14 protein-coding genes are annotated in these 17,064 nt (G+C 65.3%); 11 read left to right on the top strand and 3 right to left on the bottom strand.

Annotated elements, in window-relative coordinates; genetic code table 11:
* Positions 1-48: 48 nt before the first annotated feature.
* From mshA to M1D40_RS18010, 3 genes are all read right to left on the bottom strand, one after another.
* A complete protein-coding gene (gene mshA / locus M1D40_RS18000; protein ID WP_461169738.1) occupies positions 49-1,296 on the bottom strand; it encodes a D-inositol-3-phosphate glycosyltransferase in 1,248 nt (415 codons plus the stop codon).
* 1,332 nt (positions 1,297-2,628) lie between these two features.
* Positions 2,629-3,285 (bottom strand): histidine phosphatase family protein, encoded by a 657-nt coding sequence (locus M1D40_RS18005; protein ID WP_341394526.1) that lies wholly within the window; start codon positions 3,283-3,285, stop codon positions 2,629-2,631.
* Positions 3,282-4,790 carry a CCA tRNA nucleotidyltransferase gene (locus tag M1D40_RS18010; protein WP_461169739.1) on the bottom strand — a complete coding sequence of 503 codons (1,509 nt, stop codon included), beginning with the start codon at positions 4,788-4,790 and terminating at the stop codon, positions 3,282-3,284. Before M1D40_RS18010 ends, M1D40_RS18005 begins: the two co-directional genes overlap by 4 nt.
* A 145-nt stretch (positions 4,791-4,935) precedes the next feature.
* Between M1D40_RS18010 and M1D40_RS18015 the strand changes: the two genes are divergently transcribed.
* The 11 genes from M1D40_RS18015 (at position 4,936) to M1D40_RS18065 (ending at position 17,061) form a co-directional block, all read left to right on the top strand.
* The gene (locus tag M1D40_RS18015; protein WP_461169740.1) at positions 4,936-5,466 is read left to right on the top strand and encodes an NUDIX hydrolase; all 531 of its coding nucleotides are present in this window, start codon (positions 4,936-4,938) and stop codon (positions 5,464-5,466) included.
* Positions 5,467-5,526: 60 nt separating this feature from the next.
* Positions 5,527-7,188, top strand: coding sequence for a murein biosynthesis integral membrane protein MurJ (gene murJ, locus M1D40_RS18020; RefSeq protein ID WP_461169741.1), 1,662 nt, complete (start codon positions 5,527-5,529; stop codon positions 7,186-7,188).
* Between the two features lie 222 nt (positions 7,189-7,410).
* On the top strand, positions 7,411-8,973 hold the full coding sequence (locus M1D40_RS18025) for an ABC transporter substrate-binding protein (RefSeq protein ID WP_461169742.1): 1,563 nt from the start codon (positions 7,411-7,413) through the stop codon (positions 8,971-8,973).
* A 239-nt stretch (positions 8,974-9,212) separates the two neighbouring features.
* Positions 9,213-10,232 carry a thioredoxin-disulfide reductase gene (gene trxB, locus M1D40_RS18030; RefSeq protein ID WP_445818910.1) on the top strand — a complete coding sequence of 340 codons (1,020 nt, stop codon included), beginning with the start codon at positions 9,213-9,215 and terminating at the stop codon, positions 10,230-10,232.
* A gap of 27 nt (positions 10,233-10,259) precedes the next feature.
* The gene (gene trxA, locus M1D40_RS18035; RefSeq protein WP_341394532.1) at positions 10,260-10,586 is read left to right on the top strand and encodes a thioredoxin; all 327 of its coding nucleotides are present in this window, start codon (positions 10,260-10,262) and stop codon (positions 10,584-10,586) included.
* A gap of 11 nt (positions 10,587-10,597) precedes the next feature.
* A complete protein-coding gene (locus M1D40_RS18040) occupies positions 10,598-11,791 on the top strand; it encodes a peptidoglycan-binding protein (RefSeq protein WP_341394533.1) in 1,194 nt (397 codons plus the stop codon).
* Positions 11,792-12,231: 440 nt separating this feature from the next.
* On the top strand, positions 12,232-12,423 hold the full coding sequence (locus M1D40_RS18045; RefSeq protein ID WP_461171092.1) for a hypothetical protein: 192 nt from the start codon (positions 12,232-12,234) through the stop codon (positions 12,421-12,423).
* Between the two features lie 50 nt (positions 12,424-12,473).
* Positions 12,474-13,583 (top strand): nucleotide sugar dehydrogenase, encoded by a 1,110-nt coding sequence (locus M1D40_RS18050; protein ID WP_461171085.1) that lies wholly within the window; start codon positions 12,474-12,476, stop codon positions 13,581-13,583.
* A 38-nt stretch (positions 13,584-13,621) separates the two neighbouring features.
* Positions 13,622-14,623 carry an NAD-dependent epimerase/dehydratase family protein gene (locus tag M1D40_RS18055; protein ID WP_341394536.1) on the top strand — a complete coding sequence of 334 codons (1,002 nt, stop codon included), beginning with the start codon at positions 13,622-13,624 and terminating at the stop codon, positions 14,621-14,623.
* A 45-nt stretch (positions 14,624-14,668) separates the two neighbouring features.
* Positions 14,669-16,297 carry a polysaccharide deacetylase family protein gene (locus M1D40_RS18060; protein ID WP_461169743.1) on the top strand — a complete coding sequence of 543 codons (1,629 nt, stop codon included), beginning with the start codon at positions 14,669-14,671 and terminating at the stop codon, positions 16,295-16,297.
* Positions 16,294-17,061 carry a hypothetical protein gene (locus tag M1D40_RS18065; RefSeq protein ID WP_461169744.1) on the top strand — a complete coding sequence of 256 codons (768 nt, stop codon included), beginning with the start codon at positions 16,294-16,296 and terminating at the stop codon, positions 17,059-17,061. Before M1D40_RS18060 ends, M1D40_RS18065 begins: the two co-directional genes overlap by 4 nt.
* The last annotated feature ends 3 nt before the right edge of the window (positions 17,062-17,064 follow it).

Here is a 17,064-nt window from a genome sequence, read left to right on the forward strand (position 1 = left end):
GCCCCTCGCCGGTATCCCGTCGGCTCCGGCGGGATACCGTCCAAGCTATCAGCGGACGGAGTGCACCGAGAACTGTTCAGCGGCCTGCAGGTAGCTCTGCGCGGTAAGCGAGGCCGTGCGCTTCCAGCCGAAGGCCGAGGCATGCACGGCGGCGCCGTAGCCCAGGGCCCGCCGCAGACCGGCGTCGTCGTACAGCCGCTCCAGTTCCGCCGCCCAGCGGCCGCCGTCGTGCCCGTCCACCAGCAGCCCGGTGCGTCCGTGCCCAACCGCCTTGGGCAGGCCGCCGACGTTGGCAGCCAGCACGGGTGTCCCGCAGGCCTGCGCTTCCAGCGCAACCAGACCGAAGGACTCGCTGAAGGAGGGCACGGCAACGACGTCGGCTGCGCGGAACCAGTCGGCCAGCTCTGCGGCGCCTACGGGCGGATGCAGTGCTACCTGGGCATGCAGCCCCAGGGAATCGATGAGCGGCTGCAGGTTCAGCACCTCGGACCCGCTGCCGGCCCCGAGAATGCTGATCCTCAGGGGAATGTCCGGGCGGCGGGCATGCAGTTCCGCCGCTGCGCGCACCAATACCTGGGGGCCCTTCATCCGCTGAATGCGCCCGGCGAAGACCACGTGGAAGACCTCCCGGGGCACGCCCAGGCGCGCACGGGCGGCCTTGGAATTCCGGTTGGAGAAAATTTGCAGGTCCACGCCCGGAGCCACTACGTCCACCTCGCGGAGATCGGCTCCGTACAGTGTTTCCAGCTCCCCGGCCTCGGTGCTCGTATTGGCAATGAGGCGGGTGGCGCCGTCCACAATTTCCTGCTCCCCGTCAATCCGCACTCGGGGTTCGGGTTTTTCGCCGGGCTGGAGCCGGAGGTTCTTGACCCGCGCCATGGTGTGCATGGTGTGCACCAGCGGCACGTTCCAGGCCCGGGCGACCGCCAGCCCTGCTGTCCCCGACACCCAGTAGTGCGAATGGATGACGTCGAAGCGGCGGCCGGTGGAAAGGGGATGGAGATCGGTAACCCCCTGTGCCAGCTCTGCGGCCAGGCCGGGCAGCGCTTCCTTGGCGATCCGGCGGCGCGGTCCCGCGGCAACATGGCGCACAGTGACACCGGGGACAACTTCCACGGCAGGCTTCTGCAGGGAATCCGAGGCGCGGGTAAAGATCTCGACTTCGACGCCGGCCCGGGCAAGTTCAACTGCCACTGAGCGGACGTAGACGTTCATTCCGCCGGCGTCGCCGGAGCCCGGCTGCTCCAGGGGTGACGTATGCAGCGAGAGCATAGCCACGCGCTTTACCTGAAGCAACAGCACTCCCTTCTTGGCCCGCCGCAGTCCTAGTCCCTTAAGACTTTATAACGCCGCGGGGCAGACCATGGTTTCGGGGCCCGGTTGCCCTGATCACTTCTGCGGCGGCACGCCAAAAGGGGAGTTCGCACAGTACAGCACGAACTCCCCCGGTTTTGTTCCCTGCAGGCAGGGGCTACTTGACGGAACAGGCGTAACGGGCCAGCAGGTGCCACTCCGGGCCCGTCAAGCACGCGTCCAGGCGGGATTGGTGGACCGCCTCGGAACGGGCGAACGAAGCCTGCAGGCGGCTGAGGGCGGCAAACACCCTCCGGGTTTTGGACAGTCCCGGGGCCGCGGGAGCGGACGACGGCGGATGGTTTGACGGTGGATGGTCCGACGGTGGATGGTCCGACAGTGCGGGGCGCAGGGCCGGTGCGGCGGGTTGCGGAAGCGCCGGCGCGTCACGGAAAGGGGACGCGGGCAGGTTGAAAGAAGGCACGATAAACTCCGAAAGAATGGCGCACCTGATTTTGGGTGCACGAAAGTGAGGTAAAAGAAATGAGGCACAAGGTCCCGGCGCAGGAAAGGCGGCACTTATCGCGGCTGCATTATCTTTCCTAAGCAGGCGTGCGGAATCAGCCAATTAGTGCGCGGAATTAATGCGCCGGCATTGACGGGATGTACGCAAAGAGGAAAGAACGCCGAGGTGTGCCGGCAGGACCCCGTCCGGCACCGCCGCCCACATCCGGCACCGAATCCGGTGCGCGGAAGACCGCCGCGGGAATCGCTTCGTGATCCCGGGGGGCTTTAAGGGTATTGGAGGACGTCGGGATGCCGGCCGGCAGAAGCAGCCGCCGAACCAGGCCGCAGAACAGCCGGAGCGGCAGCCGGGCTAGATACCTAGGTGTTGGTGACTAGGTCTCCGGCGACTGGACCTCTAAGTGCCGCTAGGCGCGGCCGGGGCCAAACGCGTAGCCGGTACGTAGTGCCCGCTTGCCCGGCCAGCCGGCCGCAGCGGCCATCCGACGTCCGGTTGGCCGGATTGCCGGCCGTGCAGTCGAAGGGATGGACGTGCGGGCCTGCGGGCAGGCAACCGTCGCGGCAGTGAGGAATACGTGGTTCATAATTACCCCCACCTCCCTTTCTTGAGTGCGTGGACTTGCGGATGAGCCGGCGTGCGGGGAGCACGGGACCGGCGTGGTTTTTCAGTGGTTATTCAGTGGCTCTTCAGTGGTTCTTGAAGGGCTGGTGCGGCCCTGCCGATAAGAATGCCGGGCCGCACTAAAAACATACAACAGGTTTCAGTTCCCTGCCAAGGTTTTTTCTAAACTTCTTTTAATTCTTTTCGTACTAATAGTTCCAGCGCACTATCGCCGGCGTATGTTTGTCCCAGCCCAGGGTGCAGACAGCAGCCGTGCCAAGCACAAAATGCCGGCCCTGGTCAGCCGGAAGCCCGAGCCAGCGGGCAGCAAGGATCCGCAGGAAGTGGCCGTGCGCCACGAGCAGGACCTTCTCCACCGGAGCTGCCTCCGGATCCCGGTCCATCGGTGTTCCGCAGCCGGCCTGCACCTGTGAAATGATCCGGTCGGCCCGCTCCGCCACCTGGTCCAGGGTTTCGCCGTTGGGGACCCCGTTGTTCCAGATGATGTACCCGGGGTTCTCCGCCCGCACCTGGGTGCTCTTGCGGCCCTCGTTGTCTCCGTAATCCCACTCATGGGCATGGGGCAGGATCTGCGGGTTCGGGTGTCCCACCAGCTCGGCGGTCCGCCGGGCGCGGATCAGCGGTGAGGACAGCACGAGGTCAAAGTCGACCTGTCCGATTTTTTCCTTCGCGGCGATGGCCTGCGCCTCGCCCTCCGCGGTCAGGGGAATATCCGTCAGACCGGTGTAGTTTCCCTCGCGGGACCACTCCGTTTCGCCGTGGCGCAGCAGCCACAGGCGCGGCAGCCGCGTTCCTGCCGGCGTCGTATCCGGAACCGCCGGACCGAAGTCCTCAGCGTCGCTCATTTACTTCCTTCCGCTGGTGTGGACGGGTTTTCGTCCGTTCCCATTTTGTCACCGCTGCCAAGGGCTGCTTCATCGCGGCTTTCGGGCTGGTCCGCCCACCAGCTGCGGAGCAGGGCCGCTGCTTCCTCCTGGGAGGAGGGTCCGTTCTCCATGCGTTCTTCCAGCAGGAACCGGTACGCGCGCCCCACCACCGGACCCGGCCGGATGCCCAGCAGCGCCATGATGGCCTCGCCGTCCAGATCCGGGCGGATGGCTGCCAGCTCCTCCTGCTCGGCCAGTGCGGTGATGCGCGCTTCCAGGTCGTCGTAGGCAAAGGCCAGGCGTCCGGCCTTGCGCCGGTTCCGGGTGGTCACGTCGGACCGGGTCAGGCGGTGCAGCCGCTGCAGCAGCGGGCCGGCGTCGTTGACGTAGCGGCGGACGGCGGAATCGGTCCAGCCGGCGTCTCCATACCCGTAGAAGCGCATGTGCAGTTCCACCAGGCGGGACACTGCCTTGATGGTGTCGTTGTCGAAGCGCAGGGCCTTCATCCGTTTGGCCGTGAGCTTGGACCCGACGGCGTCGTGGTGGAGGAAACTCACGGAACCGTTGGGCTCAAAGCGGCGGGTGGCGGGCTTTCCGACGTCGTGCATCAGTGCCGCAAACCGCAGGACGAAGTCCGGGGCGGGAACATCGCCGTCGGGACCGGTCTCGTGGCCGCAGGCCTGGCGGAGTACCGTCAGCGAGTGCTGATAGACGTCCTTGTGCCGGTGGTGCTCGTCAATTTCCAGCTTCAGGGCGGAGACCTCGGGAAGCACGTGCTCGGCGAGGCCGCTTTCCACGAGCAGGTCGATGCCGGTCCAGGGCGCCTTGCCGTTGATCAGCTTGACCAGCTCGTCGCGGACCCGTTCGGCCGAGATGATGGTGATGCGGCCGGCCATGTCCTTCATGGCCGCGAGCACCTCGGGCGCCACCTCCACTTCCAGCTGGGAGGCGAAGCGGGCGGCGCGCATCATCCGCAGCGGATCATCGGAGAACGACGTCGACGGCGCGCCGGGGGTGCGGACGAGCCCCGCCTGCAGGTCCTGCAGCCCGCCGAAGGGATCCACCAGTTCCATGGAGGGCAGCCGCAGGGCCATGGCATTCATGGTGAAGTCACGGCGGAACAGATCGTCTTCGAGCCTGTCCCCGAAGGCCACTTCCGGCTTCCGTGAATCCGGGTCATAGGCGTCCGCCCGGTACGTGGTGATCTCGATCTGGAAGCCGGCCTTGCGCATGCCGATGGTGCCGAAGGCGCGGCCGATTTCCCAGTAGGTGTCACACCAGCGGCGGATGACGGTGATGATGTCGTCCGGCCGGGCGTTGGTGGTGAAATCCAGGTCCGGAGACACGCGTCCGAGAAAGAGGTCGCGCACGGGACCGCCGACGAGCGAGAGCTCGAAGCCGGCGTCCCGGAACAGAGTGCCGAGCTCGCCGACAACAGAGGGAAGGGGAGTCTTCAGAGCCGAACTATCAAAAAGGTGCGCCATAGTGCTTTAAGCCTGCCAGATAAAAAGGTCCGCGGACGCACAGCAGGTCCCCGCCGGGGTCCGGACACGCCGAGGGTTGCCGCGTCCTCTCCGGGCCTCCCTCTGACAGTCATCATCCCCGGACAAAGATCGTTAGAGTGGTCCTATGGCCCATCCCGTACCAAGCGCACCCAAGCGAACCCCGTTGACGGCGTCAACGGGCGGAGCCGGTGCGCATCCGGTACATGCCGCGCTGCCGACAGTGGAAGAGGTTTCCGCCGGTGGAATCGTGGTGGACACTTCCTCCTCCGACCTGCCGGTGGCGATCATTGCCCGGCTCAACCGCGGCGGCCGGCTTGAATGGTGCCTTCCCAAGGGCCACCCCGAGAACGAAGAAGACAGCCGCGAGGCGGCCATCCGGGAAATCGCCGAAGAAACAGGAATCGACGGGCGGATCCTGACCGCCCTGGGCAGCATCGACTATTGGTTTACGGTCAGCGGCCACCGGGTGCACAAAACGGTGCACCATTTTCTGCTCGCCGCCACCGGCGGACACCTCACGATCGAAAACGATCCGGACCATGAGGCCGTGGATGTCGCCTGGGTCCCGCTTGCCGAACTCGGCAAGAAGCTCTCCTTCCCGAACGAACGGCGCATTGCCGACCTCGCCCGGGAGATCCTCCCCCGGTACCTCTAGCTCCCTGCCGCACCGCCTGGTTTAAGCCCCGCGCGCTTGAAGTGAGAACATAGGGACACGATGGCCGAAAACACTATTGCCCCCAGCACGGCGCGTTCAAGCGCCATCATGGCAGCTGGCACCCTGTTGTCCCGCATTCTTGGCCTTGTCCGGACTGCCCTCCTGGCAGTAGCCATCGGAAATGCCGGGCTGGTCACGGACATCTTCAGCTCCGCGAACGTGCTGCCCAACTTCATCTACCTGCTGCTGGCCGGCGGCGTGTTCAATGCCGTCCTGGTTCCGCAGATTATCAAGGCGAGCAAGCGGCCGGACCGGGGCCGGGAGTACATCTCCTCGATCATGACCCTGAGCCTGGTCGGGCTTGCGGCCATTACCCTGCTGGTCACACTGGCGGCTCCGTGGATCCTTCCCCTGGTGACCTTCCTGAACGAGTCCCAGCTTTCCCTGGCCACCACGTTTGCCTACTGGCTCTTCCCGCAGATCTTCTTCTACGGTGCCTACGCGGTTATCGGCCAAACGCTGAACGCCAACGGCCGTTTTGGCGCCTATATGTGGGCTCCGGTGCTCAACAACGTGGTGGCCATTGCCGGCCTGATTGTTTTCATCACGGTGATCGGCCGCCAGGAAACCAACAATTTCTCGCCGGAAAACTGGACATCGTCCGCGACGCTGGTCCTGGCCGGCAGCACCACGCTGGGCATCGTCCTGCAGGCTGTGGTGCTGCTGATCCCGCTGCGGCAGCTGGGATTGGGGCTGCGCCCCAACTTCCGCCTGCGCGGCACCGGCCTGCGGCAGACCGGCAAGGTGGCCAAGTGGACCATCATCACCATGCTGGTGGGCAACGGCGCCTACCTGGTCTACACCAAGGTCGCCACCATCGCCACGGACGCGCGTCCGGACTACGCCGCAATGAATCCGCCGGAGGTCATTGCGGGGCACATGAACCTGGAGACCGCGTCCATGTTCTACATGATTCCGCACTCCGTCATCACGCTCTCCCTGGCCACCGTGCTGTTCAACCAGATGTCCCATGCGTTCACTGAAGGCAACCTGGCCCAGGTCCGGAGCACCATCTCCTCCGGTCTGCGCTCCATCGGCGTGGCCACCATCTTCTGCTCTGCGGTACTGGTGGTGCTGGCCGGTCCGATCAGCATGTGGTTCAGCGGCGGGTCCACGGCGTCGGCCGTCGTCCAGGGCCAGGTGCTGGTGCTGCTGTCAATCAGTGCGCCTTTCCTGAGCGCCACCTTCCTGATGAACCGCGCTTTTTATGCGGACGAAGACGGCAAGACACCCATGATCATGCAGATCATCCTCTCCGTTTTCGGCATCCTGCTGGCTGTCGGGGCCGCTACCCTGCCGGCCAACCGCATTGTCTTCGGGCTGGCCGTTGCCTATTCGCTGGGCAACATCGCGGGCGTGCTGATCAGCCACGTGTTCCTCACCCGGAAACTGGGCAACTACGGTGCGGCCGGGATCTTCGACGTGCATGTCCGCATGACGCTTGCCGCCCTGGGCTGCGCGGCCCTCGGGTCGGCGGCCCTGGGCCTGCTGGGCGGCTACTCGGCCGACGGGTTCGCCTGGCAGTCGCTGACCGGTTCGCTGGTCTCGCTGGTGGCCTGCGGCTCGCTCATGGCCGTGTCCTACTATTTCCTGCTCAGGGTTCTGAAGGTCCGGGAACTGGATGCCTTCCTGGCCCCGGTCATTGCCAAGGTCCGCCGCTAAGCGGAGGCTTTCGGGCTGATCCGGGATCTGCAGGTTCTGAGCACCAGGCACGGGTGCGCCAACTCAGGGTTTGGCAATCCGCGCGGGTAGCATGGGTAATAAGGTATGCGATGGAGTCTCGTCGTTAAGAACAGTCGTTAAGAACAACAGCCATCAAGCAAGCAGCAGATCAGTCCGCAGCATATTGAATAGCAGTAATTGCCGTTTCCATGGGAGGAACACGTGCCACAGCCGGTAGACGCAGGCTCAACTCTGGGGGGCCGCTACAAGGTCACCGCCCAGGTTTTGGCCTCAGCGGAGAACGATCTGGTCCTCGACGGCGTGGACCAGGTACTGAACCGTGCCGTGAGCATCCTCCTCGCCGCGCCCGAGAACACTGCCCAGGTCAGCGCCAGTGCCCGCGAGATCGCCACCGGCGAGCGGGCCAGCAACGTGCAGATCCTGGATCTGGGCGTCAGCGACGGCCGCACCTACCTGGTCACCAACAACGCCAACGCCGCGGATCTGCTGGACCTGGTCATCGAACGCGATGCTCCGTTTGTTGAACCCTTCTTCACCGATACCCTCGGCTCCGAGATCTTCGGAATGCCCCGCTCCCGCGAGCCGGAAACCGAGGATGAGGACCGGTACGTTGACGAGCCCGCGGAACGCGCTCCCCGCAAGCCGCTGATCTCCGGCCGCCCCCTCCCCAAGCTCCCCAAGTTCGGCCGGGCCGGTGCAGCGGCAGGCGCCGGCGGCACCCTCTCTGCAGCCGAGGAAACTGCTGCAGCCCGTGACCTGGAATTCGGCGGCGCAGGGGATGCGCCCGCCGAGGCAGCCACCGGAGCGGCCAACATGCCGCCTCCCCCGGCCTCCCGGCCCGTCTCCGGCCAGGCCAAGGCTCCGGCCACCGGCCAGACCCCCAAGGTTTCGCGCTGGACGGAAACCGACTACGAGCCGGAGCAGACCCCGGTTGAGGACGCCGGCGCAGTGTCCGCGCCGGCCCGCAACACCCCCGACAGCGGCACCGGAAGGCCGCCCTCCAATTTCCCGAAGTCCGCTGTTGCCTCCAGCGCTGCCGCTTCCGGCGGCGCCGGGGACGGCGAGGACTACGAGGACTATGAGGACGACGACGATTCCTCCGGCGGACGCCGCACCCTTGGCCGGGTGCTGGTGGGCGCTGTCCTGACGCTGGTTCTGGTTGCTGCCGTCGTCGTGGCGGTCAGCACACTGGGCAGGGTCAGTAACGGCCCGGAGGCCGGTGCCACAACCGAGCCCACGGTGTCGGCTCCCGCACCGGCAGAGGCCCCGCCCGCCGACGCACCGGCCCCGGCTGCGGCCGCACCGGTGCCGGCGGGAATCAGCCGCCTGGTACCTGCGAATCCTGCGCTCGACGCAGAAAACGACGGCGCGCTGCCCCAGATCCTGGACGGCAACCCGGCCACCTACTGGTCCAGCTACGTCTACGCCAACGACACCTTCGGCGGTTACGCGCCCAACCTCGCGCTCGTCGTCGAGCTGGAGGAAGAGTCGGCTGTCAACAAGATTGACATCAGCCAGCTCAACGGCACCGGCGGCAGCTTCTCCGTGCTGCTCAACGACTCCCCGAGCCTGGACGGTGCCGTCCCGGTGGCCGAGAGCGGCTTCACCGGCCCGACCACCAGCTTCCAGGTGCCCAAGGTGGACGGCGAAGCGGCTACGGCCAAGTACGTGATCGTGAACTTCACGCAGCTGCCCCGCCTGAGCGGCGGACTCCAGGCCGCCTATCCCTGGGGCCTGCGGATCGCGGAGATCAACGTCTCCTAGGAGATAACCCGTGCCGGCGCCCTCCCTGCCGCTCCCAGGCCGGGAGCGCAGGAAGGATGGGGGCGCGGGCACCCCGGAGCGGGGCACTGCCGTGTCCGGCAAGCCCTGTCCGGAATAAGCTGAAGGCTGTAACGGTTGTGCCCACTGATCCCGGAGTCAGTAAAGGGCGTCATGGCTTATCTGTATTACTGCCGGATCGAGAGAGTTTTCAACAGGAAGAGGAACACTTAACCGTGAGCATCGAAACCCCCGCAGCCGCCGACGGCGTCCGCGACGTCATCATTGTCGGTTCCGGTCCGTCCGGTTACACCGCGGCTGTTTACACTGCCCGCGCCAACCTCAAGCCGCTGCTGATCGCCAGCTCCGTCACAGCCGGCGGTGAACTGATGAACACCACCGACGTGGAGAATTTCCCCGGCTTCCCCGAAGGCGTCATGGGGCCTGACCTCATGGCCCAGTTCGAGAAGCAGGCCGCCCGGTTCGGCACCGAGATCCTCTTTGAAGATGTCACCAGCGTCGAGCTGGAGGGCGACATCAAGAAGGTGACCATCGGCACCGGTGAAACCTTCCTGGCGCGCGCCGTGATCATCTCCACAGGCTCCGCCTACCGCGAACTCGGCCTGGAGGATGAAAAGCGCCTTTCCGGCCGCGGCGTCAGCTGGTGTGCCACCTGCGACGGGTTCTTCTTCAAGGGCCAGGACATCGCCGTCATCGGCGGCGGTGACTCCGCCCTCGAGGAGGCCCTGTTCCTGACCAAGTTCGCCGCCACCGTCACCGTGGTCCACCGCCGCAGCACCCTGCGCGCCTCCAAGATCATGCAGGACCGGGCCCTGTCCCACGAAAAGATCCGCTTTGTCTGGGACTCCGAGGTCGTGGGAATCCACGGCGAGGACAAGGTCACCGGGCTGCGTCTGCGCAGCACCGTCGACGGCGCCGAATCGGACCTCCCCGTTACCGGTGTCTTTGTGGCCATCGGCAACGACCCGCGTACCGACCTGGTCAAGGACCAGCTGGAGCTGACCGCCGAGGGCACCATCGCCGTCGCCGGTCGCACGTCCAAGACCTCGCTGCCCGGCGTCTTCGCTGCCGGCGATGTTATTGACCCCACCTACCGCCAGGCGATTACCGCCTCGGGTTCGGGCTGTGTGGCGGCCATCGACGTCGAGCACTATCTGGCCGATCTCGGCGACGCCGTCGAGACTGCCGCGGAAGTTCCGACGCCGCCGGCAGAAGCCGTATCCGAACACGCAGCCCTCTAAGAACCAGAACCTGTTAGGAGCAACAACATGAGCAACGCAAAAGATGTAACCGACGCTTCCTTTGGAGCCGATGTCCTCACTGCAGACAAGCCCGTAATCGTGGATTTCTGGGCGGAATGGTGCGGCCCGTGCCGCATGCTCTCCCCCATCCTCGACGACATTGCCGCGCAGTACGCCGACAAGGTGGACGTCGTGAAGGTCAACGTGGATGACAACCCGGCCATCGCCGCCAAGTACGGCATCACGTCCATTCCCGCCGTGTACGTTTTCAAGGGCGGCGAGGTGGCTGCCACGTCCATCGGCGCCAAGCCCAAGCAGGTCCTTGAGCAGGAATTCGCGGCGTTCCTGAAGTAAAGACAGAGATTATGCACTCGGCAGGAGAAACCCTGCGGAGAATGGATGCCGGCCGGCACGTAGTATCGCTTCGTGAAGCGTTGCTGCGTGCCGGCATCTCCATGTCCTACCTGGCTCCGGACTCCGTCAACAACCCCACCCTTTTCGACGACCACGTCGACGCCGCCGTCCGCTCCTTCCAGCAGAGCCGCGGCCTCATTGTCGACGGCGTCGCCGGCCCGGATACCCTGCGCGCCCTGGCCGACGCGCAGTACCGGTTCGGAGACCGCACCTTGGCCTTCAGTGAAGGCGAACCTGCCGCGCGCGGAGACGACGTCGCCGAACTGCAGCGGCACCTCTCCCACCTGGGGTTCTACTACGGCCATATCGACGGTGAGTTCAGTGTGCGCACCCGCTATGCCGTGGCCGAGCTGCAGCAAAACCTGGGCATCCCCGTCAGCGGCATCTGCGATGCAGCCACCATGCAGGCAATGGCCCGGGTCAACCGCGCCATTACGCCGAGCCAGGCCTTCGCGCTGCGTGACTACGAGCGGCTCGACCGCTCCACCACGGCGCTGCGCGGCCGCCTGATCGCGCTGAGCACGGGCCGGTCGGAGCTGGCCTCGCCGCACGCCGTCGAACGCCTGACATCCGAGCCGTTGACCGAGGCTCTGGTCGCTGCCGACATCGGCCGGCGCGTGGAGCGGATTTTGCGGGAGTTCGGTGCCCGCGTTGTCACCCGCTCCTCCGCAGCCGGTCCCAACCCCGGCGGCGAACGGGTACCCAGCCTCAATCTGGACCTTCACTGCGACTGGCTGGACCAGCAGGCAGCCTCCGGAATTGCTGCGTTTTACTGGGGTCTGCCCGGGACGGGCGAGCCGCGTTCGCCCATCGGCCACCGTGCCGCCATTCTCCTGATGAAGGAACTGGCAGTGCGCACGGGAATGGACAGCCTGGGCGTGCACGGACGGACCTGGGACACCCTGAAGCTCTCCGGCATCCCCTCCGTCGGCCTGGATCTTGGCTACCTGAGTAACAGGAGCGACGCGGAACGGCTCGCTGATCCCGTCTTCCGCCAGACGGTCGCCGATGCCATCGTGATCGGCATCCAGCGGCTTTACCTGCTTGAAGAGGAAGACCAGCCCACCGGCACTCTGGCGCTGGACGACGTCATCCGGTTCAACCCCATGGAAGAGCCGGAGGAACGGCGCGTAGCCGGACTCTAGGCTCCTCCACCCTCGCCAGCGGCAGCGGCGGCATCCCCGACAGGGGGTGCCGCCGCTGCTGTTTCGGCGTGGAATTCGTTTCTTGGACACGGCCGGTACGCCGGCTCCACTACTTGTCTTTGCCGCCCGCCCAGCCGTACTGCTAGGTGCCTGCCGCGAGTTACCACCAGGAGAACCGGTAGCCGTTACGCAGGCCGCACGGCGGCCGTTTTCCTAGCCTGAACTCGTCGATCCGACACCAAAGTCCATGCACGAGGCTGCGGAGCATCAGAGCAGCGAACACCCGCCCCGCTTCGGACCGCAGGCTGGACTTGCCCGCCACTGCCTCCATCAGCGGCGGATATCCCTGCCCTCCGGCAGGGGCTCGGTCGACGCCCTTCATGCGGATCCTTCCCCATGATCGATGCCCATTTCTTTGACCAGACAAGGGGGGTCCGGCCGTGACCCTACAAGAAGCACCTCTGCCTTTGCCGGAAATTGCTGTGGCCGGCGTACCCGGCGCCGAGCTTCCGGGCCCCGAGCTTCCGGGCCCCGAGCTTGCGGGCGCCCCTGGGGTTGCGGCATCCGCCGCTGTCCGCTTCGACTTCGACGTCGCGGTCGTGGGTATGGGGTACGTCGGCCTGCCCACATAGACGTCAGCGACCAGCGCCTGCAGACCATCAGGGACGGGCGGGCCGACCTCCTGGAGGCGGACCGTGACCGGCTGGACCAGGCCCTCGTCGACCCCGCCTTCGAACTGACGTCCGATTCCAGGCGTCTCTCCTCGGCCGCCGCCGTCGTTATTGCCGTTCCCACCCCGGTTGACCACCACCTGGTGCCGGATCTTTCCATCCTGCGCAGCGCCTGCGCCGGAGTAGTATCGCGTGCCGTGCCCGGACAGCTCCTGGTGCTGACCTCCACCAGCTATGTGGGCAGCACCCGGGACCTGCTGGTGCAGCCCCTGAAGGAACGCGGGCTGTACCCGGGGACTGATCTGCACGTGGCCTTCAGCCCGGAACGCATCAACCCCGGGGTCAGCGACTTCAGCCAAGAGGAAGTCCCCCGGGTGGTCGGCGGCATCACTGCAGCATGCGGCCACCGTGCAGAGTCGCTGTTGGGCAAGTATGTTCCCAGGGTCCACCTGGTTCCCACGGCGGAAGCAGCTGAAATGACCAAACTGCTCGAGAACACCTTCCGGGCGGTGAACATTGCCCTGGCAAATGAATTCGCGGACATCTGCGGTGCGCTGGATATTTCGGTCATGGATGTCATCGATGCTGCGGCTACCAAGCCCTTCGGATTCATGCGCTTCAATCCCGGCCCAGGAGTAGGGGGTCACTGCATTCCCTGCGACCCCCACTACCTCCTCTGGCAGCTGCGCAGCAACCGGCTGCATGCGCCTGTCATCGAACAGGCCATGCAGGTTATCGCTGCCCGGCCGCGCCGCGTGGTGGACCGGACCCGGAAGATGCTCTCCGACCGGAAGCAAGGGCTCTTCGGAGCCCGCATCCTGGTTGCCGGCGTCGCCTACAAGCCCGATGTGGAGGACGTGCGTGAATCCCCTGCTCTGGAAATCTTGGCCGGTCTCATGGACGAGGGGGCAACAGTTGCCTACACCGATCCCCTGATCCGGCAGATCCGCAGCGGAGACACCGTACTGGACTCGGTGACTGATCCTGCAGCTTTCGCCCCGGACCTCGTCATCATGCATACCGGCCACACCGGGTTCGATCTGGGCTGGCTTTCCTCCGTGCCGGCCGTCCTGGACACCACCTACAGGCTTCCGGCCGCCGACAACGTACAGCTGCTCTGACTATCAACCGCACCATTTCTTCGTAGGGAAAACACCACATGAAAACAGCTATAACCGGCGGCGCCGGCTTCATCGGCAGCCACCTCACCGAGTACCTCCTTGCCGCGGGTGACGAGGTCGCCGTCCTGGATGATCTTTCCACCGGTTCACTGGAGAACCTCCGCGGAGTCCTGGACCACCCCCGTTTCCGTTTTGTGGAGGGGACCATCCTGGACCGTGCCGCCGTCGACAGTGTGGTTGCCGGCGCCGACCGGGTCTTCCATCTGGCAGCGGCAGTCGGCGTCAAACTCATCGTTGAAGATCCGCTGACCAGCCTGCGCACCAACATCCACGGCACGGAAGTGGTTCTGGACGCCACCCTGGCCGCCGGCGCCGTCCTGCTGCTCGCCTCCACCTCCGAGGTGTACGGCAAAAACACTTCCGATTCCCTCTCGGAGGAAGCTGACCGGATCCTGGGTTCGGCACTGAAATCCCGCTGGACCTATGCCGCGGCCAAGGGCATCGATGAAGCCTTCGCCTATGCCTACTGGAAACAATACGGCCTGCGCGCCGCGATAGTCCGTCTGTTTAACACGGTTGGTCCCCGCCAGACCGGACGCTACGGAATGGTGGTTCCCAACTTGGTGGGCCAGGCACAGCGCGGCGAACCGCTGACGGTTTTCGGTGACGGCCAGCAGACCCGGTGCTTCTCCTACGTGGCGGACGTAGTGCCGGCGCTAGTTCGCCTGGCAGAACATCCGGATGCCTACGGAAAGGCCTTCAATCTGGGCGGCACGCAGGAGGTCTCCATCCTTGACCTTGCCAAGCGCGTCGTGCAACTCCTGGACAGCCCCAGCACGATCAGCCTTATCCCGTACGAGCAGGCCTACGCGTCCGGATACGAAGACATGCGCCGCCGCGTGCCGGACAATACCAAGGCCCGCGATCTGGTGGGCTTCAACCCGACGACCACCATCGACCAGATCATCGCGAACGTGGCCACTGGTTCCCCGGCGGGAATGGTTCGAAACAGCACGTCGCCCCAACTCGCCGGAGCGTAGGCAGCCGGCAGTCAGGCCGCCCTGTCAGAGAGAAGGAACCGAACCATGGGAACCAAGCGCCACCCCTCCGGCTCCCGTTCCGGACTGCATCTCCCCGCCCACCGGAAGCCGAAACGTTCCCTGCAGAACTTTGCTGCACTGCTGGTTCTTGCGTTGCCGGTGTCCTTCCTGCTCTTCGGCGGGCAATGGCTTGCAGCAGCCGGCTTGGGGCCCGACGACGGTACCCGGGACCAAGTCGAGGCGGTGGATCCCGAGGCCGAGGAGAAGTTGCGGGCGGCAAAGGAGGAAGCCGCGGCACGGGAGGCAGTCGCCGCCGAACGCAGGGCGGCGGCAGCGATCGCCGTTCCTGCGTACAACCCGCTGGATCCCATGGCTGTCACCCCCGGGCAGACCGTGGTGTCGCTGACCTTTGACGACGGCTTCAGCGGGCAGGCCGCGGCCGCAGAGATACTCAGCGCGGCCGGCCTCAAAGGCACCTTCTATTTGAACTCGGGCCTGCTGGATGAACCCGGTTCCCTAACCCTGCGCCAGGCCAAGGAGGTTGCCGTGGCGGGTCACGAGGTTGCCGGCCATACCTTCTCCCACCCGGACATCGACACGCTTGACCTCGACGAGGCCAAGCGGGAAATCTGCCAGGACCGGGTGAATCTGCTGGGCCTGGGCTTCGAGGTCACCAATTTTGCCTATCCGTTCGCCTCCGGTGCTGCGGTGAAATCCCTGGTCCGGGAATGCGGCTACAACAGCGGGCGAGGCCTCGGCGGCACCTACAGCGAAGGGTGCCTGAACTGTCCGCCCCAAGAGTCCCTCCGACCCGCCGACCCCAACCTGTTGAAAGCACCGCGGCAGGTGGAAAGGGACTGGACCCTTGCCGATCTGCAGGAGGAAGTAACGTCGGCCGAGGCAGAGGGTGGCTGGGTCATCCTGACGTTCCACGGACTGTGTCCCTATGAGTGCGACTGGATCGACATTGACGAACAGCTCTTCACCGAATTTGCCGCGTGGCTGGCCCAGCGGACAACAACGGAAAACACCGTTGTCCGGACTGTCCAGGAAGTAATCGGCGGACCCAAGGCCCCGCCAGTGGAGGGACCGGCCGCCCAGCCTGCACCACCGGGACAAAACGGCATCAGGAATCCTGATCTGGAACAGTGGACTGACAAGGCTCCCACCTGCTGGATCCAGGCAGGCTACGGCAGCAACCAGGCCGAATTCATCAGAGATGCGGGGATTTCCGGCAGCACCGGCTCCCGGACCACCATCCGGAGGTATCAGGACGGCGATGCCAAACTGACGCCCAAGCAGGATCTTGGAGCCTGCGCCCCTGCCGTGGAGGCAGGCCGCTCCTACTCACTGCGGGCGTGGTACACCTCCGACGTCCGCACCCAGTTCAGCGTGCACTACCGGGACAACACGGGCGAGTGGCACTTCTGGGTTGCCAGTCCCTTCCTTGAGCCCAGCGCGGATTTCGCCCCGGCAGAGTGGACTACCCCCGCGGTGCCGGAAGGGGCAGTAGCTCTGAGCTTCGGCCTCGCCATCAGCAGTGAGGGCTACATAGTCACCGACGATTATGGACTGTACGACGCCGAGTCCGCTCCCCCTGCCCCGGCCCGCCCAGGCGCACCAGCCAGCGGCAACACCACACAGCCACCAGGACAAGGGAACGGCACCGGATGACGATGGCAAAGAACCTGACGATCTCCGCTGTTGCGGCAATCCTTCTGGCCGGGGCCGGCTGCGCTCCGAACAGCACCGGCGGCAGCGCCGGCGAGGAGCCGGCTGCTGAGAAGTACCCCTGGCACACGAACATCGTGGCAACCACCTTTTGGGTTGGCGAAATCCACGACCCGAACGCTGCGGACGGCAGCCAGGAGCGTTCCGCCTATGACAGCTTCTGGCTGGAGAGCTACGGCGGCTGTGATGGCAAGGTCATCGATGGCAGTTGTGAAACCGAAGAGCGAACCGAAGAGGAAAGCTGGCTGCCGCGGAATATGACACCGCTGGAAAACCCCTTCTACCTTGACCTGCCGTTCGACGATGTTAATGACCCGCGCGCCTTTGCCATCAGGCAATATGTCATCCCCTGGGCCGACGAACCGGGATTTGCCGGCCGGGAGAAAGACACAAGCTTCAGCTACCTGAAGAACCGCTGGGTACGGATTACCAAGGGCGACCGCGAATGCTACGGCCAGATCCAGGATGCCGGCCCCGGCGTCTACGACGACGAGAACTACGTATTCAGCGACGATGATGCCCGTCCGGCGAACACCGACTACAACGGTGCCGGGCTGGATGTCTCGCCGGCCTTGAACGGGTGTCTCGGTTTTGAAGCCCTCAACGGCGCAAACGACCGTGTCAGCTGGCAGTTTGTTGACGATGAGGACGTTCCGGACGGGCCCTGGCTGGAGATCGTCACCACGCGGCAGGTCCAGCATGGCTAACGG

The sequence above is a fragment of the Arthrobacter sp. Z1-15 genome (assembly GCF_054792395.1).